Source organism: Pantoea sp. OXWO6B1, from assembly GCF_001641135.1.
Taxonomy (GTDB): domain Bacteria; phylum Pseudomonadota; class Gammaproteobacteria; order Enterobacterales; family Enterobacteriaceae; genus Pantoea; species Pantoea allii.
Map to the genome: position 1 here is coordinate 1,725,741 of NZ_LWLR01000001.1, position 17,729 is coordinate 1,743,469.

The window sequence follows — 17,729 nt, forward strand, 5'->3', positions numbered from 1 at the left end:
TGTATGAAAGTTATCGAAGCTGCCGTTGCAACGCCTGAGGCAAACCTTGCCATCGTTATCGCGCGTTTTAACAACTTCATCAATGACAGCCTGTTAGACGGCGCAGTCGATGCCCTGAAGCGCATCGGCCAGGTCAGCGATGACAATATCACTGTTGTCTGGGTGCCAGGTGCTTATGAACTGCCGCTGGCAGCGCGTGCGCTGGCAAAAACCGGCAAATACGATGCCGTTATTGCTCTGGGTACCGTGATTCGTGGTGGCACTGCGCACTTCGAATATGTCGCAGGCGAAGCCAGCTCCGGTATTGCCAGCGTTGCCATGGACTGTGATATTCCTGTGGCATTTGGCGTACTGACGACCGAAAATATCGAGCAGGCCATTGAGCGTGCTGGAACCAAAGCGGGTAATAAAGGTGCCGAAGCGGCCCTGACCGCGCTTGAAATGATCAACGTATTGAAAGCCATTAAAGCCTGATTTTTGTAAGGGGAATTTTGTGAAACCTGCTGCTCGTCGTCGCGCCCGTGAGTGCGCTGTCCAGGCGCTTTACTCCTGGCAGTTGTCCAACAACGACATTGCCGATGTGGAATACCAGTTTCTGGCGGAACAAGACGTCAAAGACGTCGACATTACCTATTTCCGCGAACTGCTGACCGGTGTGGCGACCAACAGCGCGTACCTGGATGGCTTAATGAAGCCCTATCTGTCGCGTCAGCTGGAAGAGCTGGGGCAGGTGGAAAAAGCCATTCTGCGTATTTCGCTGTATGAATTGAGCAAGCGTTCTGATGTGCCCTACAAAGTGGCCATCAACGAAGGTATCGAACTGGCGAAAGTATTTGGTGCCGAAGACAGCCATAAATTTGTCAACGGCGTACTGGATAAAGCTGGTCCACAGATTAGACCCCAACGCAAATAATCAATAAGGCCGGCTTGCCGGCCTTTTTCATTAATGGTTAAGCGGAACGCAATTATGTCATGTGGTGAATTTGAACTCATCGCACGCTACTTCAACCGCAGAACGCGGAGCCGCCGTGATGTCGAACTCGGCATCGGCGACGATTGCGCGTTGCTTAGCGTGCCCGAAAAACAGACGCTGGCGGTCAGCACCGATACGCTGGTTTCAGGCGTCCACTTCCTGCCTTCTATCCATCCTGCCGATTTAGCCTATAAATCTCTGGCGGTTAACCTGAGCGATTTGGCTGCAATGGGGGCCGATCCTGCCTGGCTGACGCTGGCGATGACCTTGCCTGAGGTCAATGAAGCCTGGTTAAGCAGCTTCAGCGAAAGCCTGTTCGACCTGCTGGAATATTACGACATGCAACTGGTCGGTGGTGACACGACGCGCGGGCCGCTCAGCCTGACGCTGGGAATTCATGGTTTGATCCCGCACGGCAAAGCATTGAAACGATCGGGCGCTAAACCGGGCGACTGGATCTACGTGACCGGCACGCTGGGTGACAGTGCCGCCGGACTGGCGTTATTACAACATCACTGTCGCATTGACGATCCGGCGATACATGAAGCCCTGATCAAGCGCCATTTGCGCCCGATGCCGCGCATTCTGCAGGGGCAGTCGTTGCGTTCCCTGGCGTCTTCGGCCATTGATTTATCGGACGGGTTGATCTCCGATTTGGGTCATGTGCTGAAAGCCAGCGGCTGTGGTGCCAGGATCAATCTTGATGCGCTGCCGCTGTCTTCTGCACTGCGTGAAAACTTTGATGCCGTACAGGTACTGCGCTGGGCGTTGAGCGGCGGAGAGGACTACGAACTGTGCTTTAGCGTACCGGAAGTCAATCGCGGCGCGCTGGACGTAGCACTGGGTCATCTTGGCGTGCCTTACACCTGTATCGGCCAGATGGCACCGGAGTCAGAAGGACTGTCCCTGCTGGACAACGGCAAACCGACAGAATTCCGCCATAAAGGATTCGACCATTTTGACCACAGATAAAACCCTCGCCAAAAGTCGCCTGCGCCTGCGCAATCCCTGGCATTTACTGGCGACCGGCTTCGGCAGCGGACTCAGCCCGTTTATGCCGGGTACGGTGGGATCGCTGGCTGCCATCCCGTTTTGGTGGCTCATGACCTTTCTCCCTCATGACCTGTACTCGCTGGTCGTGTTATTGGGCATTAGCGTGGGCGTTTACCTCTGCCATCGCACCGCCAAAGATATGGGCGTGCATGACCACGGTAGCATTGTCTGGGATGAGTTTATCGGGATGTGGATTACCCTGATGGCGATTCCGGTTAACAGCTGGCAATGGGTGGTCAGCGGCTTTGTCCTGTTCCGGGTGCTGGATATCTGGAAGCCCTGGCCGATTCGCTGGTTTGACCGCAACGTGCACGGCGGTATGGGCATCATGGTGGATGATATTATCGCAGGTATTATCGCGGCGGCGATGCTGTACGGTACAGGCGTTTATCTGGCGGGATAACCTTGCCGGGTGACGCAAAACAACATCGTCTTAACCTGCATATTGCTTTACAGCACAACGACCGTTCCCGTGCAATCGCGGGAACGGTCGTCACTATCAAATCAGTGCTCAGATTAGCGCATATTCAACAGACAATGCCGCTGCCCGGATAGCGCGCCTCCCTGAAAGTTCCTTACTGATAGCCCGTTGCCGGATGCGGTTGATAAGCCTCTTCCAGTTTGGCGATATCATCTGGCGTCAGCTCGACGTTTACCGCATTGACCAGATCGGCAAACTGCTCTGCACGGGAGGCACCGATAATCGGCGCGGTGACGGCAGGCTTGCTAAGCAACCAGGCCAGAGCCACCTGTGCACGCGTCGCGCCTTTATCTGCCGCAACCTGCGCCAGGCGCTCGGCTATTACGGCGTCGTTTTCCTCGGTTGAGGCATAGAGCGATTTGATGACCTCATCCGACACGGAGCGTGCGGTCGTTTCTCCCCACGGACGGGTAAGCTTGCCGCGCGCCAGCGGACTCCAGGGCAGAACCGCAATGTTTTCCCGCTGGCACAAGGGGTGCATTTCACGCTCTTCTTCACGCTGAATCAGATTGTACTGATCCTGCATGGTGACAAAGCGCGCCCAGCCCTCCTGGTCCTGCAATGCCAGGGCCTGAGCAAACTGGTTGGTATGCATTGAGGAGGCACCGATATAACGCGCCTTTCCGGATTTCACCACCTCGTTAAGCGCATCCAGCGTCTCTTCCAGCGGCGTGTCATAGTCCCAGCGGTGAATTTGCAGCAGATCGACATAGTCCATGCCGAGCCGTTGCAGGCTGTCGTCAATGGATTGCAGGATATTTTGACGGGATAAGCCCTGCGACAGATTGCTCATGGGAAAGAAAACTTTGGTGGCGACCACCACCTCATCACGCCGGGCGAAATCGTGAAGCGCCCGGCCTAAAATTTCCTCGCTACTGCCATCCGAATAGCTGTTCGCAGTATCGAAAAAATTGATCCCGGCGTCGAGTGCCTGGCGGATGAGCGGACGGCTGCTCTCTTCAGGCAGTGTCCAGGCGTGCTTGCCACGATCGGGTTCGCCGAAGGTCATACAGCCCAGGCAAAGCCGTGAAACCCTTAAGTCGGTATTCGCTAATTGAATGGTTTTCATGATGACTCCTGCTATGTCTTTCCCAGGGGATCAAGCATAGCAGGAATGCCGCTCTCCGCAGAGAGCGGGGCAGGGAACTATTGCGCCAGCCAGCGACTGATTTGCTGTTGAATACCGTCAACGTCCAGTTGGTAGACGTGACGCATCTCTTCCTGCGTGCCGGGTGGAATAAACTCATCAGGCAGGCCGATATTCAGCACCGGCACACCCAGGCGCTTAGCCATGACATACTCATTCACGCCGCTACCTGCGCCGCCTTTAATCGCGCCTTCTTCCAGCGTAATCAAGGATTCGTGACGGGCCGCCAGCTCAGTGATCAGTGCCGTATCCAGCGGTTTCACAAAGCGCATGTCAACCAGCGTGGCATTGAGTGCGTCCGCCACCTGGCTCGCTTCTGGCAACAGCGTACCAAAGTTGAGGATAGCCAGTTTTTCGCCCTGACGTTTTACCACGCCTTTACCCAGCGGCAGGCTTTGCAGCGGCGTTAATGCCGCGCCGGTGCCGGTGCCGCGCGGATAGCGAACCGCAGCCGGGCCATCCTGATAGTGATAGCCGGTATACAGCATCTGGCGACATTCGTCCTCGTCGCTCGGCGTCATAATCACCATGTCCGGAACGCAGCGCAGGTAGGCGAGATCGAACGCGCCCTGGTGCGTTTGACCGTCAGCACCCACGATGCCGCCACGATCGATAGCAAACAACACCGGCAGCTTCTGAATCGCCACATCGTGAATCACCTGATCGTAGGCGCGCTGCAGGAAGGTGGAATAGATAGCCACCACCGGTTTATAGCCGCCAATGGCCAGGCCCGCTGCAAAGGTTACCGCATGCTGTTCCGCAATAGCGACATCAAAATATTGATTGGGATACTTGCGAGAGAAACCCACCATGCCGGAACCTTCGCGCATGGCTGGCGTAATGGCCATCAGTTTCGCATCGTCAGCGGCCATCTCGCACAGCCAGTTACCGAAAATTTTGGAATAGCTCGGCAAACCTTCGGCGCTTTTTGGCAGCTCGCCGCTGGCAACGTCAAATTTTGGCACCGCATGCCAGGCGATAGGGTCCTGCTCCGCCGGAGCATAACCTTTGCCCTTTTTGGTCATAATATGCAGGAACTGCGGGCCTTTCAGGCTGCGCATGTTGCTCAGCGTATTCACCAGCGTCAGGACATCATGTCCGTCAACCGGGCCGATATAGTTAAATCCCAGCTCTTCGAACAGCGTACCGGGCACGACCATGCCTTTCAGGTGCTCTTCGGTGCGCCGGACTAACTCTTTGATCGGTGGCAGGCCGGTCAGGACGCGCTTACCGCCCTCGCGCAAACGGGCATAGGTTTTGCCGGATAAAATCTGCGCCAGTCGGTTATTCAGGGCACCCACGTTTTCGGAAATCGACATTTCATTGTCATTCAGAATGACGAGCATATCGGACTTGATATCGCCCGCATGGTTCATGGCTTCAAACGCCATGCCGGCAGTGATTGCGCCATCACCGATAACGCAGGCGGTGCGGCGGCCTTTGCCTTCACGTTCGGCAGCCGCAGCCATCCCCAGTCCGGCACTGATGGAGGTGGAGGAGTGGCCCACGCTCAGCACGTCGTATTCACTCTCACCGCGCCAGGGAAACGGATGCACGCCGTTCTTTTGGCGAATAGAGCCAATGCGATCGCGACGACCCGTTAAAATTTTGTGCGGATAAGCCTGATGACCGACGTCCCAGACCAGGTGATCGAACGGTGTGTTATAAACGTAATGCAGCGCCACCGTCAGCTCGACCACGCCCAGGCCCGACGCAAAATGGCCGCTTGAGCGGCTCACGCTGTCTAATAAATACTGGCGCAGCTCGTTGCAAAGCGCAGGCAATTTCTCTTTAGGCAGGGCTCGCAGCGCCTGAACCGTTTCTGCCTGCGCCAGTGTCGGGTATTTTGTAGTATCAAAACTCATCAGTGACTCATCATGGAAGTTATTTATCGCGTTCAATTACGAAGCTCGCCAGCGCCTTCAAGGCCTTAGTGTTATAGGATTTTGCAGAGAGCATATGCAAAGCATCGACGGCTTCCTGATACAAATCCAGTGCCTTAGTGCGGGCATTATCCAGACCCATCAGTGAAGGATAGGTGCTTTTTCCAAGATCTTGATCGGCACCTTGACGTTTTCCGATGACAGCTGTGTCGCCCGTCACATCCAGGATGTCATCCTGCACCTGAAAAGCCAGGCCAATCGCATCGGCATAGCGGTCAAGATGCGGGAGCGCTTCACGACCTTTTTCCCCGGCGGCAAAGGCGCCGAGCCGAACGGCTGCGCGAATTAACGCCCCGGTTTTATGACGATGAATCTGTTCAAGTTGGGTCAGGCCCACTGACTGACCTTCAGCGGCCAGATCTAACGCCTGTCCACCGCACATGCCGGCTACGCCGCTGGCTTTTGCCAGCTCGGACAGCATGGCCAGTCGGTATTCCGCGCTTACGCCCGGCATCGGCTGGTCGGCAAGAATCGAAAAGGCCAGCGTTTGCAGCGCATCCCCGGCAAGGATAGCCGTGTCTTCACCATATTTGATATGGCAAGTCGGTTGACCACGACGCAGGGCGTCATCGTCCATTGCCGGAAGATCGTCATGAATCAGTGAATAGGCATGAATACACTCAACTGCCGCAGCGGGCGCATCCAGGCTGGCGTTGTCGGCGTGAAGCATTTCGCCGGTGGCGTAGACCAGAAACGGGCGCAGGCGTTTTCCGCCTAATAATGCCCCATACTGCATGGCATTCACCAGAGGAGAACTCTGAAAAGGCAGAGCATCTAATAAGCCCGTCAACGCGCGGTTCACCTGCCGGTGATAGGCGTCGAGCAGTTCAGGAAAATCCATTAGCTGTTTTCCGGCGTAAAGGAGGAGAGGTCGGCGTCTTTATCATCGCTGAGTAAAATACGAACGCGCTGCTCAGCCTGTTGCAGCGTCTGTTGGCCGTTGCGTGCTAACTGCACGCCGCGCTCAAATTCATTGAGTGCCTCTTCCAACGGCAGTTCACCACTTTCCAGACGGCTGACAATCTGTTCCAGCTGCTGCAATGACGTTTCAAAGCTGGCTGGCTGTTCGGCTTTTTTCGGCATAGTTAGGATCGACTCACGGTTGGGACGTTATCTTGCAATCGGTCATGGTAGCTGACAGAGAATGATTAGCAAAATAATCAATGCGCATGCTGTTGCAGAAGCAGTCACCGGGTAAAGGTGATATACTCTCGCGCCTCGGATGCGGATGCGCCTGGCACCCCGCAATTTTATGATCTTACCAGCTAAGTGCAGCCTGTTTTAGCACTTATTTGCCCAACGAAGCTGTATCGCCATGAAGTTTATCATCAAGTTATTTCCCGAAATCACCATCAAGAGTCAGTCGGTGCGCCTGCGCTTTATTAAGATTCTTGCCAGCAATATCCGTAACGTGCTCAAAACGGTCAGCGATGAGATCGCGGTCGTGCGTCACTGGGATCATATTGAAGTGCGCTGTAAAGATGAAGCCATGCGCAGGGTCATTCCTGATGAGCTCATGCGCATCCCCGGTATTCATCATGTCCTTGCGGTTGAAGATCGTGAATATACCGATATCCACCATATTTTTGAGCAGACGCTGGCGCAGTATCGCGATGCTCTTGAAAACAAAACGTTTTGCGTGCGGGTTAAGCGCCGGGGCAAACACAGCTTCAGTTCGCAGGATGTGGAGCGCTATGTGGGCGGTGGTCTGAATCAGCACATCGACAGCGCGACGGTACAGCTTAAAAAGCCGCAGGTGACGGTCAATCTGGAAGTGGAAGAAAACCGTTTAACCCTGGTCACCGCACGCTATGAAGGGCTGGGCGGTTTCCCGATCGGCACGCAGGAAGACGTGCTGTCGCTGATCTCGGGCGGCTTTGACTCCGGCGTTTCAAGCTACATGTTGATGCGTCGCGGTTGCCGGGTGCACTACTGCTTCTTTAATCTTGGTGGGGCAGCGCATGAAATCGGTGTGCGTCAGGTGGCGCATTATATCTGGAACCGTTTTGGCCGTTCGCATCGGGTCCGTTTTGTGGCGATTAACTTCGAGCCGGTCGTTGGCGAAATTTTAGAAAAAGTCGACGATGGCCAAATGGGCGTGGTGCTGAAGCGCATGATGGTTCGCGCCGCGTCGATGGTGGCTGAACGTTATGGCGTACAGGCGCTGGTGACCGGTGAAGCGCTGGGGCAGGTATCCAGCCAGACGCTGACTAACCTGCGTTTGATCGACAATGCCTCTGATACGCTGATTCTGCGCCCGCTGATCTCCCATGATAAAGAACACATCATTAAGGTCGCGCGTGAGATCGGCACCGAAGATTTTGCCAGCACCATGCCGGAATATTGTGGTGTGATTTCCAAAAGCCCGACGGTTAGGGCGGTAAAAGGCAAAATCGAAGCCGAAGAAAGCCATTTTGACTTCTCGATTCTGGAACGCATGGTGGCCGAAGCCACTAACGTTGATATTCGCGACATCGCTGAGCAGACCCAGGAAGACGTCGTCGAGGTGGAAACGGTCGGCTTACTGAACGAAAACGACAGCGTGCTGGATATTCGCTCGGTGGATGAGCAGGAAGACAAACCGCTGCAATTGGTGGGCACCGAAGTGAAATCGATGCCGTTCTATAAACTCAGCACGCAGTTTGGCGATCTCGATCAGAACAAAACCTGGCTGCTGTATTGCGATCGCGGCGTGATGAGCAAGTTACAGGCGCTGTACCTGCATGAGCAGGGTTTTAAAAACGTCAAAGTTTACCGCCCGTAAGGCGATCCGAGACAGTATGACTGTTTCGGCGGTGCCCGCGTCCACCTGAGAGTGATGCGGGCACCGTGCCCGCTGTATCTGCTGTCTTAACGCCCAATCCTAACTTGCCTGATAATCATAAATGCCGGGTGCCAGTACCAACTGGGCTGCAACCTCACGCGCTTTATCACTGCCTGCTAATAAATCAATTAACTTCAGCGCAAAGTCCATCGCCGTGCCCGGAGCCTGGCTGGTTAACAGATTAACCCGTGAGTCCCATACGACGCGACGCTCCATCCATTTATCCTCCGGTATCCTGTCTTTCAAACCGGGAAAGCCCGTCATATTTCCTACCGGAAACAGGTTGTGCGGCACCAGCACCGTGCCGGCCGCCGCGCAGATGGCGGCAACAATGCGTCCAGACTGATGGAACTGGCGGACGGTTTCCACCAGCAGCGGGCTGTCGCGAAACGTCTCGGCTCCTTTCAGGCCACCGGGTAGCACAATGGCGTCATAGTCATTGTCCGCGACCTCAACCAGCGGCACATCGGCCAGCAACCTTACGCCGCGGGAACAGACAATTTCCCGGCTTCCGTCGCTTTCTACGCTGGCGGTGAGGGTTTTTATACCGCCGCGAACCAGGAGATCTAGCGTGGTCACCGCTTCGATTTCTTCACTGCCATGAGCCAGACAGACCAGTACTGAGGCGCTCGCGCCCATAATAAGACTCCTTGCGTTTAATCATGTCATACAGGCGCGTGTTTTCTGTCAACACTAAGCCGTGCGTGCGTGCGCGGCGCAACAGAAAACCGGTAATGTACTCAATTTCCGTTAGCCGCTGTGCGCGAATATCCTGCAACATCGATGAGGTGTTGGCCGCCGTGGTTTCAATCACATCAAAGACGTGATCCTGCAGGCTCTGACTGGCAACGGACTGGCCTTCGCGTTCCATCACCCAACTGATTTCATCGCATAACGTCGTTATTTCACCGCTGTAATGACGCAACGCACCGTTCTGACAGTCGTGCTCCACGCTCAGGGCGTTAATCACGCAGTTAACCGCCAGTTTGCGCCAGCAGGCGGCGCGGATGTTGTCGTGCCAGGCGACGTCGGGCAGTGCGTCATGCAGGATGTCGGCAATCTCACTTCCGCCCTCGCTTTTACGGTTGCCGGGGCCAATGTGCGTGACGCCGTTGGCGACATGCTTGATCACCGTGCCGTCTCGCATAGCGGCGTGCGTGGTGATACCGCGCAGCAGCGGTTGCCGAAGCCCTTTGAGTTCTCCCAGCGTGCCCATCCCGTTGTGCAGCAGCAGGACGGGGCAGTTTTCCGACATCACGCTTTCCAGATTTTTAACGGCGGTCGACACCTGTGGCGCTTTAAGCGTCACCAACAGCAGTTGGCTCTGGGCCAGAAACAGCGGATCGTTAGCGATAAATGTCCGGTTTGACACGCGGCCCAACGGATCAATCACGTTAGCGGAACAGTAGGGCTGAGGGACGCGCAGCCATCCCTGAACATCGTGTCCGCAATGGGCAAGGGCGGTGAGCCAGACCTGACCTAGCGCACCACATCCTAATACGGTTATTTTCATGCTGCCTCCCGCTCGCGGGCTTATTATTTATGCGCTGTGACAATGAGTTAAGTATAGCGCTGCACAGCGTGATTTTATTTAGTGCCGTAAGACGCGTATTATGCATGCCAGTTTAGCCTCAGGAGAAGAAGAGATGCCATCTTTCGATATCGTTTCAGAAGTCGACATGCAGGAAGTTCGCAATGCGGTAGAGAATGCTAACCGTGAACTGGCAACGCGTTTCGATTTTCGCAACGTCACCGCCAGTTATGAACTCAATGAAAAAAATGAAACCATTAAAGTCATCAGTGAATCTGACTTTCAGGTTAAGCAACTGGTCGATATTCTGCGCGAAAAAATGCTCAAGCGCGGCATTGAAGGCGCGGCACTGGACGTGCCAGAAGAGATTGAACACAGCGGCAAGAGCTGGAGCCTGGATGCCAAAATGAAAAAAGGCATTGAAGCCGATGTGGCGAAAAAGCTGGTGAAACTGATCAAAGACAGCAAGCTCAAAGTGCAGACGCAGATTCAGGGGGAATCCCTGCGCGTCACCGGTAAGTCACGCGACGATCTGCAAGGCGCGATGGCGCTGGTGCGCGGCGGCAATTTGGGGCAGCCGTTCCAGTTTAAAAACTTCCGCGATTAACCGTATTTATTGCGTGCAGCGCGGCGATACAGCGTGCTGCGCGCAACGCCTAACGCCTGTGCGGTTTTGCTGATATTGCCGTTAAACTGCTGCAGCGTGGCGTTTATCAGCTGATCGTCATGTTGCTGACGCGCAGGTAACGCCGGCGCTTCCTCGTTACGGTACGCTTCCGGCAGGTGCATTATCCCCACGGTTTCCCCATCTTCAGCCAGCGCCAGCAAGACTTTCATCAGGCTACGTAGCTGGCGTACGTTGCCCGGCCAGCGGTAACGCGTTAATGTCGTCATGACCTCAGGTGACAACCCAATCTGGCGCGCATCGCCGCCCAGTTCACCCCAGAGCTGTGTGATAAAGGTCGATAGCGAAGGCCAGTCACGCAGCGGTGGAATGGTTAATGAAAACTCCTGTAAGCGATAAAGAAGATCCTCACGAAATGTGCCCTGGCTGACGCGCTGGGCCAAATCCCGGTGCGTTGCGCTGATCACGGCCAGGTTCACCGGCCAGCTCTGACTGGAACCCAACGGTGCGACCTCTTTTTCCTGAAGCACCCGCAGGAGTCGGGTTTGCAGCGCCAGCGGCATATCGCCAATTTCATCCAGAAACAGGACGCCGCCATCGGCCTCACGAATTTTGCCGATATAGCCATTTTTGCTGGCCCCGGTAAACGCCCCGGGCTGATAGCCAAACAGCTCGGATTCAATCAGCGATTCTGGAATCGCGGCGCAGTTAATCGCCACAAATTTGCCCGCACGCCAGCGGCTCTGCTGATGCAACGCGCGGCTCACGTACTCTTTCCCGCTGCCGGTTTCCCCGCGAATGCACAATGCCACTCCGGCATTCAACAGGCGCACCATTTTGTCGCCCTCATTTTGCAGGGAGAAAGGAAGCGGTGGCGCAGGACGTGCGGCGACGCTGAAGCGCGTCCGGGTCGGTGCCCGCAGACGATAGTAATAAGGCTGATGGCCGGTTATTACCGGCGTCGGCAGGGCCGTGGCCTGCAGGTTACGCTGGGGAAACAACTGCTCAAAGGTCGTGATGCCAAGCTGCTCGGCGTGCAGACCCAGTTCACGCATCGCCAGGCGGTTTGCGGCAGTCAGTACGTTATCCGAAAACACCAGCAGCAACTCATCCAGGCTGTCGAGTTTATGCACATCGGGGTGCAGGCTCATCAGCCACTGCTGCGGATGCAGGCTTTGCTTAACCCACAGGTACTCAATCTGCCGCGCGGCCTGCTTTACCCAGGCAAAGCTGTGATCGTGGGAGAAATGGGCGGGGCCGGAGATATCCAGCACGCCCGCGATGTGTCCGTTGGGCATTTGCAGCGGCATCGCGGCACAGTAAAGGCCCTGGTTGCGGGTCAGGAAGTGTTGATTACCGTCAACTTCGCATCCATCGTCTATCGCCAGGGCTGTGCCAATGGCGTTCGTGCCCCGGCCACATTCGCTCCAGATGTTGCCGGGAGCGAGGGCAAAGCGCTGTGCCTTTTGCATCGCCTGCATATCACCAAACGTATGCAGCACCCGGCCCGCAGCGTCAGACAGAATGACCACCGACTGCATCGGTGCCACCTTCTGTGCCAGCTTGCGCATCACCGGCTGAGAAAACTGTTGCAGGTCGGTATTGCTGGCGACCAGTTCTGTCAGCTCTGTCTGGGGCAGGCGAGGAAAATCATCGGCCGAACGCTCCAGCCCGTAGAGTTGGCTGCGTAACCAGGAATCACTCAGCAGTGGGTTATTGTCGATAGCGGGCAGTGTGGCATCGGAAACCTTGTCCTGCATGAATGACCTCGTGCGTTCGGAAAAGTGTTGCGGAATTGTAGCGTCTTGGTTTTTCCAGTGTTGCGATTTGCAACACAAAGCCGGATGAAACCCCTGATTCTGCACTGAACGTTGGTTTGCCTGATGTGCAGGTTCCTGATTATTCTCTGTTTTAATGCGCTTCCCCGCTTCGGCCCGGAGTTGGCACAGGCCGTGCAAGCGTCAGGTTACAGCGAGCTGTCCGTTAAAAAAACATCATGCCGCTGCCTGTCTACCCTACAGAAGGAGTTTGCAATGCGTTATGCCCATCCCGGTTCACCAGGTGCGTTAGTCACGTTCCAGTCTGCCTACGGCAACTACATTGATGGCAAATTTATTGAGCCACTGAACGGGCAATATTTCATGAATACCTCGCCCGTCAACGGCAGTGATATTGCTCACTTTCCGCGCTCCGATGCACGCGATATTGATTTGGCCCTGGATGCCGCGCATCGTGCTGCAGAAGCCTGGGGGAAAACCTCGGTACAAACCCGATCCAACCTGTTGCTTCAGGTGGCTGACCGCATTGATGCCAACCTGGAAAAGCTGGCCGTGGCGGAAAGCTGGGATAACGGCAAACCGATTCGGGAAACGCTCAATGCCGATCTGCCCCTGGCCGCCGACCATTTTCGCTACTTCGCGGGATGCCTGCGTGCGCAAGAGGGCAGCACCGGCGAGATCGATGAGAAAACCGTGGCCTATCACTTTCATGAGCCGCTGGGCGTAGTGGGACAGATTATCCCCTGGAACTTTCCCTTGCTGATGGCGGCATGGAAGCTGGCCCCTGCGCTGGCCGCCGGTAACTGTGTGGTGCTGAAGCCTGCTGAGCAAACCCCGTTGGGCATTACGCTGTTGATGGAGCTGATCGGCGATCTGTTTCCTGCCGGGGTGCTCAACGTGGTGCAGGGCTTTGGCCGTGAGGCGGGGGAAGCGTTGGCGACCAGTAAGCGTATCGCCAAAATCGCCTTTACCGGTTCAACGCCGGTGGGGCGTCATATTATGGCCTGTGCCGCAGAAAATATTATCCCCTGTACGGTAGAGTTGGGCGGGAAATCCCCCAACATCTACTTTGCCGACATTATGAACGGCGAGCCAGATTTTATTGAGAAGGCAGTAGAAGGGCTTGTGCTAGGCTTTTTTAATCAGGGCGAAGTCTGTACCTGTCCTTCCCGCGCGCTCATTCATGAGTCTGTGTATGCGCCTTTCATGGAGCGGGTGATGGCTAAAGTGGCGACGATTCGGCGCGGCGATCCGCTCGACACCGACACCATGATTGGCGCGCAGGCTTCGCGTCAGCAGTTCGATAAAATTTTGTCGTATATCGAGATTGCCCGCAACGAAGGGGGCGAGATCCTGACCGGGGGTGAGCGGGCCTTGATATCGTCCGAACTGGATAACGGTTTCTATATTCAGCCTACGCTGATTAAAGGCAGCAACAACATGCGCTGCTTTCAGGAGGAAATTTTTGGCCCGGTTATCGGTGTGACTACCTTTAAAGATGAGTCAGAAGCCTTGCGCATCGCCAATGAAACGCAGTTTGGTTTAGGCGCGGGCGTCTGGACGCGGGACAGCAATTTAGCCTACCGTATGGGGCGCGCCATTAAAGCCGGGCGTGTCTGGACCAACTGTTACCACATCTATCCGGCCCACGCCGCCTTTGGCGGTTACAAGCAATCCGGTGTTGGCCGTGAAACCCATAAAATGGCGCTCAGCCAGTATCAGCAAACGAAAAATTTGCTGGTCAGCTATGACACGGCACCGCTGGGGCTGTTTTAAGTCCGTAACCTATCTGGAGCGTAAATCATGACGATGAAAATCAACACGATGATGAAAGCCGCGGTCGTGAAGGCCTTTGGTGAGCCGTTAGTCATTGAGCAGGTCCCCGTGCCACAGCCGGGCGCAGGACAGATTCTGGTGAAAATCGCGGCGACGGGCGTGTGTCACACCGATCTGCATGCGGCAGAGGGCGACTGGCCGGTGAAGCCCGTTCCTCCCTTTATCCCGGGACATGAGGGCGTCGGGCAGGTGGTCGCGGTGGGTGATAACGTACATCATCTGAAGGTGGGCGATCGGGTCGGCGTGCCCTGGCTCTACTCCGCCTGCGGTCACTGCGAGCACTGTCTCGATAACTGGGAAACGCTGTGCCATAGCCAGCAAAATACCGGCTATTCGGTGAACGGCAGTTTTGCCGAATACTGCGTGGCGGACGCCAATTATGTCGGCATCATCCCCGAAAACCTCGCATTCAACGAGGTGGCACCGGTGCTCTGTGCGGGCGTGACGGTCTATAAAGGTTTAAAAATGACCGACACCAAACCCGGTGACTGGGTGGTGATTTCCGGCATCGGTGGGTTAGGGCACATGGCTATACAGTATGCCGTCGCGATGGGGCTGAACGTGGCGGCTGTCGATATCGATGACGATAAGCTGGCCTTTGCCCAACGCCTTGGTGCCAGCGTGGTGGCGAATGCCAGAAACGTCGATCCGGCCAAGGTGTTTCATGAGCACTTTGGCGGCGCGCACGGCGTGCTGGTCACGGCGGTGTCGCCTAAAGCCTTTGAGCAGGCGATCGGCACGTTACGTCGCGGGGGCACCATGGTGTTAAATGGCTTGCCGCCTGGCAAATTCGATCTGTCTATTTTCGATATGGTGCTGGACGGCATTACGGTGCGCGGTTCTATCGTCGGAACGCGTAAGGATTTACAGGAGGCGCTGGATTTTGCCAGCCGTCATAAAGTGAAAGCCAGCGTGGCGATTGAACCGCTCAGCAATATTAACGATATCTTTGCCCGGATGCATGCAGGCAAGATTGAAGGCCGTATTGTGGTGGATATGTCATTGTAAACCCGAGGCAGGATGCGATGACTACCTGATGAAAAAAGGTGCCAGCGTTAAACGCGGCACCTTAATGCATCTGGGCTGTTACCGCGTATCTGACGGCAACTGAGGTAATCTTCCCCTGCCAACACAGACTTTGCAGCCCGTTTTAACAACTGCCGATGAGTGCTTCCAGTTCAGGACGACTGGTGACTTTACTGTCTATCTTGATGTAGGCGCTTTTCTCTTCCGGCACAATCAGCACCGATGAGACGCCAGGCTGTGCTTTTAACCGCTTTTCCAGATTAGGCACAGCCAGTGCGGCATCGCTCAACACCAGGCGCAAACTGCTGACATAAGGCGGTTCCTGCATTGTCATACTGACAAACAGCCAGGCCGCGGCCACGATCGCCCCCACCATAAATACGGTTTGCGCATCGAAATGGCCAAACAGCCAACCGCCCAGGCTACCGCCGATGGCGACGCCTAAAAACTGGCTGGTGGAATAAAGCCCCATTGCGGTGCCTTTATAACCGGCAGGTGACTCCTTACTGACCAGCGAAGGCAGAATCGCCTCCATCAGGTTAAACGCCAGGAAGAACAGCTGCACGCCGACGACCAGCGTCCAGAAATGCCCCTGCGCGCCCCATAAGACAATTTCTGCGATGACCATCATGCCGACGCAGCCGACAAAAACCCGCTTCATGCGGCGTTTAACTTCTGCATAAATGATAAAGGGCACGACGCCCGCAAACGCAATCAGCATGGTGGTCAGATACACTTTCCAGTGTTCCGACGGCGGTAAGCCAGCCTGTTCAAACTGGTCGGGCAGGGCGATAAAGCTCGACATCAGCAGAATGTGCAAAAAGAAAATGCCCAGGTTCAGTTTGACCAGCCTTGGGTTGGCCAGCACTTTGCTAAAGCTGCCGCGCACCATGCCCGACTCACGATTAAGCACGTGATGAGAGGAGGAGGGCACGATCCATAAGGTAATCGCAATCCCCATTGTCGCAAGGAGCGCGATCATCCAAAACAAGGCATGTAAGCCCAGCTTGTGGGTCACTATTGGACCTAAGACCATCGCAATGGCAAAGGTGACGCCAAAGCTGATGCCGATAAACGCCATCGCTTTGGTGCGGTTCTGTTCGCGGGTCAAATCAGACAGGAGTGCCATGACGGCGGCGGCAATCGCCCCGGAACCCTGCAGTGCACGTCCCAGTATGATGCCCCAAATGGACGCCGTGCTGGCAGCAATCACGCTGCCGAGTACAAACAGCAGCAGGCCGCCCACAATCAGGGGCTTACGCCCAATGCGATCGGACAGCAGGCCAAAGGGGATCTGGAAAATCGCCTGTGCCAGGCCGTAGATGCCAATGGCCAGGCCAATTAAGGTTTCACTCGCGCCCTGGAGTGCCATGCCATAGGTGGTCAATACCGGCAGGACCATAAACATTCCCAGCATACGCAGGGAAAAGACCGTGCCGAGGCCCCACGTGGCGCGCAGCTCCACCGGAGTCATTTTGTTATCGTTCATTCCAACCTCTGTTGTTGTGCTGCGTTTATTCTAGGGAGGGAGAGCGGGCGGGTAAAACAATAGTTCTTAAGCAGTGGTAACAAAAAGAAAAGGCGCGAAAATCGCGCCCGTTTCATGCTGTTTTAGTACACATTAACGCACGTAGGTCAGCAGGTCTTTCGAGGCTGGCGTCATAAAATCAACCGACATCATGACGCTCAGGGCCGTAATCGCCACAATCGAGAAGACGAACAGCTTACGTGCCCAAACCCGATCGTTTGAGGTTTTATAGCCTGACAGCGCCATTCCCAGCCACCACACGCTAACAGCAGACGCGACGATCAGATATTTGTAGCCCGCGTAGCCGCCCAGCGTCAGCATCAGCGTGGCAATCATAAACGCCAGGATATAGAGCGTAATGTGATTTTTTGCCACGGAAATGCCTTTCACCACCGGTAACACCGGGATGTTGGCAGCCTGGTAATCTTTAAAGCGGAAGATGGCAATCGCATAGGAGTGCGGCATCTGCCACAGGCTAAAGATAGCCAGCAGGATTAAGGCACCGGCATCAAACTCATTGGTCACTGCACAGTAGCCAATGACCGGCGGCGCAGCGCCGGACAGGCTACCAATCAGCGTACCGTAGACGGAGTGACGCTTCATATACAGGCTGTAAATGCCAACGTATACCACGAAGCCCATCACCGCCAGCCACATGGCCAGCGGGTTAGCACCGAAATACAGCAGTGCAAAGCCAGCAATACCTAACACAGTGGCGTAAACCAGGCTAACTTTCGCGGAGATAAGGCCTTTTACCAGCACCCGATTCCTGGTTCTCTCCATCTTGATATCAATGTCACGGTCGATCACGTTGTTGAAAACACAACCTGATGCAACAACCAGCGACACGCCAACCAGTGAGGTGAGAAACAGGGCGTAATCAATGCTGCCCTTAGAGGCCAGCAAAAATCCGCCGATCACAGAAATTAAATTCCCGAAAATAATTCCTGGCTTTGTAACTTGCAGGTATTGCTTAAACATTAC

The 17,729-nt window shown here is 55.3% G+C and carries 17 protein-coding genes; 8 read left to right on the forward strand and 9 right to left on the reverse strand.

Annotation, left to right across the window (positions count from 1 at the left end; all coding sequences use genetic code 11):
- Positions 1–3 precede the first annotated feature (3 nt).
- The 4 genes from ribE to pgpA are packed head-to-tail and all read left to right on the forward strand — an operon-like array spanning position 4 to position 2,429.
- Complete coding sequence (gene ribE, locus A6A26_RS10220) at positions 4–474, forward strand: 6,7-dimethyl-8-ribityllumazine synthase (RefSeq protein ID WP_063878627.1); 471 nt, start codon at positions 4–6, stop codon at positions 472–474.
- 19 nt (positions 475–493) lie between these two features.
- Positions 494–913, forward strand: coding sequence for a transcription antitermination factor NusB (nusB, locus tag A6A26_RS10225; RefSeq protein WP_063878628.1), 420 nt, complete (start codon positions 494–496; stop codon positions 911–913).
- A gap of 54 nt (positions 914–967) precedes the next feature.
- Positions 968–1,945 carry a thiamine-phosphate kinase gene (gene thiL, locus A6A26_RS10230; RefSeq protein WP_063878629.1) on the forward strand — a complete coding sequence of 326 codons (978 nt, stop codon included), beginning with the start codon at positions 968–970 and terminating at the stop codon, positions 1,943–1,945.
- Positions 1,932–2,429: a phosphatidylglycerophosphatase A gene (gene pgpA / locus A6A26_RS10235; protein WP_063878630.1), complete on the forward strand. Its 498-nt coding sequence runs from the start codon at positions 1,932–1,934 to the stop codon at positions 2,427–2,429. Before thiL ends, pgpA begins: the two co-directional genes overlap by 14 nt.
- A gap of 172 nt (positions 2,430–2,601) precedes the next feature.
- Here pgpA and A6A26_RS10240 read toward each other — a convergent pair whose 3' ends face one another.
- The 4 genes from A6A26_RS10240 to xseB all read right to left on the reverse strand — a co-directional run bounded on the left by A6A26_RS10240 (position 2,602) and on the right by xseB (position 6,680).
- Entirely contained in the window at positions 2,602–3,576 is a 975-nt protein-coding gene (locus A6A26_RS10240; protein WP_063878631.1) for an aldo/keto reductase, read from the reverse strand.
- A 77-nt stretch (positions 3,577–3,653) separates the two neighbouring features.
- Complete coding sequence (gene dxs, locus A6A26_RS10245) at positions 3,654–5,519, reverse strand: 1-deoxy-D-xylulose-5-phosphate synthase (RefSeq protein WP_063878632.1); 1,866 nt, start codon at positions 5,517–5,519, stop codon at positions 3,654–3,656.
- A 19-nt stretch (positions 5,520–5,538) separates the two neighbouring features.
- On the reverse strand, positions 5,539–6,438 hold the full coding sequence (ispA, locus tag A6A26_RS10250; RefSeq protein WP_063878633.1) for a (2E,6E)-farnesyl diphosphate synthase: 900 nt from the start codon (positions 6,436–6,438) through the stop codon (positions 5,539–5,541).
- Positions 6,438–6,680 carry an exodeoxyribonuclease VII small subunit gene (xseB, locus tag A6A26_RS10255; RefSeq protein ID WP_063878634.1) on the reverse strand — a complete coding sequence of 81 codons (243 nt, stop codon included), beginning with the start codon at positions 6,678–6,680 and terminating at the stop codon, positions 6,438–6,440. Before xseB ends, ispA begins: the two co-directional genes overlap by 1 nt.
- A 232-nt stretch (positions 6,681–6,912) precedes the next feature.
- On the opposite strand from xseB, the gene thiI reads away from it, so the two are divergent.
- Positions 6,913–8,361 (forward strand): tRNA uracil 4-sulfurtransferase ThiI, encoded by a 1,449-nt coding sequence (gene thiI, locus A6A26_RS10260; protein ID WP_063878635.1) that lies wholly within the window; start codon positions 6,913–6,915, stop codon positions 8,359–8,361.
- 99 nt (positions 8,362–8,460) lie between these two features.
- On the opposite strand, the gene yajL is transcribed toward thiI, so the two are convergent.
- Entirely contained in the window at positions 8,461–9,060 is a 600-nt protein-coding gene (gene yajL, locus A6A26_RS10265; protein ID WP_063878636.1) for a protein deglycase YajL, read from the reverse strand.
- A complete protein-coding gene (gene panE / locus A6A26_RS10270; RefSeq protein WP_063878637.1) occupies positions 9,014–9,934 on the reverse strand; it encodes a 2-dehydropantoate 2-reductase in 921 nt (306 codons plus the stop codon). The genes yajL and panE overlap by 47 nt, the downstream gene beginning before the upstream one ends.
- Positions 9,935–10,067: 133 nt before the next feature.
- Between panE and A6A26_RS10275 the strand changes: the two genes are divergently transcribed.
- Positions 10,068–10,559, forward strand: coding sequence for a YajQ family cyclic di-GMP-binding protein (locus A6A26_RS10275; RefSeq protein ID WP_063878638.1), 492 nt, complete (start codon positions 10,068–10,070; stop codon positions 10,557–10,559).
- Here the strand turns inward: A6A26_RS10275 and A6A26_RS10280 are convergent.
- On the reverse strand, positions 10,556–12,337 hold the full coding sequence (locus A6A26_RS10280; RefSeq protein WP_063878639.1) for a sigma-54-dependent Fis family transcriptional regulator: 1,782 nt from the start codon (positions 12,335–12,337) through the stop codon (positions 10,556–10,558). The genes A6A26_RS10275 and A6A26_RS10280 overlap by 4 nt on opposite strands.
- Before the next feature lie 273 nt (positions 12,338–12,610).
- On the opposite strand from A6A26_RS10280, the gene A6A26_RS10285 reads away from it, so the two are divergent.
- Together A6A26_RS10285 and adhP are read left to right on the forward strand one after the other, a co-directional pair.
- On the forward strand, positions 12,611–14,131 hold the full coding sequence (locus A6A26_RS10285; protein WP_063881116.1) for an acetaldehyde dehydrogenase ExaC: 1,521 nt from the start codon (positions 12,611–12,613) through the stop codon (positions 14,129–14,131).
- 27 nt (positions 14,132–14,158) lie between these two features.
- Positions 14,159–15,199 (forward strand): alcohol dehydrogenase AdhP, encoded by a 1,041-nt coding sequence (gene adhP, locus A6A26_RS10290; protein WP_063878640.1) that lies wholly within the window; start codon positions 14,159–14,161, stop codon positions 15,197–15,199.
- A 142-nt stretch (positions 15,200–15,341) separates the two neighbouring features.
- On the opposite strand, the gene A6A26_RS10295 is transcribed toward adhP, so the two are convergent.
- Positions 15,342–16,706: an MFS transporter gene (locus tag A6A26_RS10295; protein WP_063878641.1), complete on the reverse strand. Its 1,365-nt coding sequence runs from the start codon at positions 16,704–16,706 to the stop codon at positions 15,342–15,344.
- A gap of 132 nt (positions 16,707–16,838) precedes the next feature.
- The gene (gene cyoE / locus A6A26_RS10300; RefSeq protein ID WP_063878642.1) at positions 16,839–17,726 is read right to left on the reverse strand and encodes a heme o synthase; all 888 of its coding nucleotides are present in this window, start codon (positions 17,724–17,726) and stop codon (positions 16,839–16,841) included.
- Positions 17,727–17,729 lie beyond the last annotated feature (3 nt).

What these genes read in the sequence shown, in the direction of transcription:
- ribE (WP_063878627.1), top strand. Translation starts at nt 4, where the DNA reads ATGAAAGTTATCGAAGCTGCCGTTGCAACGCCTGAGGCAAACCTTGCC.
- thiL (WP_063878629.1), top strand. Translation starts at nt 968, where the DNA reads ATGTCATGTGGTGAATTTGAACTCATCGCACGCTACTTCAACCGCAGA.
- A6A26_RS10240 (WP_063878631.1), bottom strand. Translation starts at nt 3,576, where the DNA reads ATGAAAACCATTCAATTAGCGAATACCGACTTAAGGGTTTCACGGCTT.
- dxs (WP_063878632.1), bottom strand. Translation starts at nt 5,519, where the DNA reads ATGAGTTTTGATACTACAAAATACCCGACACTGGCGCAGGCAGAAACG.
- ispA (WP_063878633.1), bottom strand. Translation starts at nt 6,438, where the DNA reads ATGGATTTTCCTGAACTGCTCGACGCCTATCACCGGCAGGTGAACCGC.
- xseB (WP_063878634.1), bottom strand. Translation starts at nt 6,680, where the DNA reads ATGCCGAAAAAAGCCGAACAGCCAGCCAGCTTTGAAACGTCATTGCAG.
- thiI (WP_063878635.1), top strand. Translation starts at nt 6,913, where the DNA reads ATGAAGTTTATCATCAAGTTATTTCCCGAAATCACCATCAAGAGTCAG.
- yajL (WP_063878636.1), bottom strand. Translation starts at nt 9,060, where the DNA reads ATGGGCGCGAGCGCCTCAGTACTGGTCTGTCTGGCTCATGGCAGTGAA.
- panE (WP_063878637.1), bottom strand. Translation starts at nt 9,934, where the DNA reads ATGAAAATAACCGTATTAGGATGTGGTGCGCTAGGTCAGGTCTGGCTC.
- A6A26_RS10275 (WP_063878638.1), top strand. Translation starts at nt 10,068, where the DNA reads ATGCCATCTTTCGATATCGTTTCAGAAGTCGACATGCAGGAAGTTCGC.
- A6A26_RS10280 (WP_063878639.1), bottom strand. Translation starts at nt 12,337, where the DNA reads ATGCAGGACAAGGTTTCCGATGCCACACTGCCCGCTATCGACAATAAC.
- A6A26_RS10285 (WP_063881116.1), top strand. Translation starts at nt 12,611, where the DNA reads ATGCGTTATGCCCATCCCGGTTCACCAGGTGCGTTAGTCACGTTCCAG.
- adhP (WP_063878640.1), top strand. Translation starts at nt 14,159, where the DNA reads ATGACGATGAAAATCAACACGATGATGAAAGCCGCGGTCGTGAAGGCC.
- A6A26_RS10295 (WP_063878641.1), bottom strand. Translation starts at nt 16,706, where the DNA reads ATGAACGATAACAAAATGACTCCGGTGGAGCTGCGCGCCACGTGGGGC.
- cyoE (WP_063878642.1), bottom strand. Translation starts at nt 17,726, where the DNA reads ATGTTTAAGCAATACCTGCAAGTTACAAAGCCAGGAATTATTTTCGGG.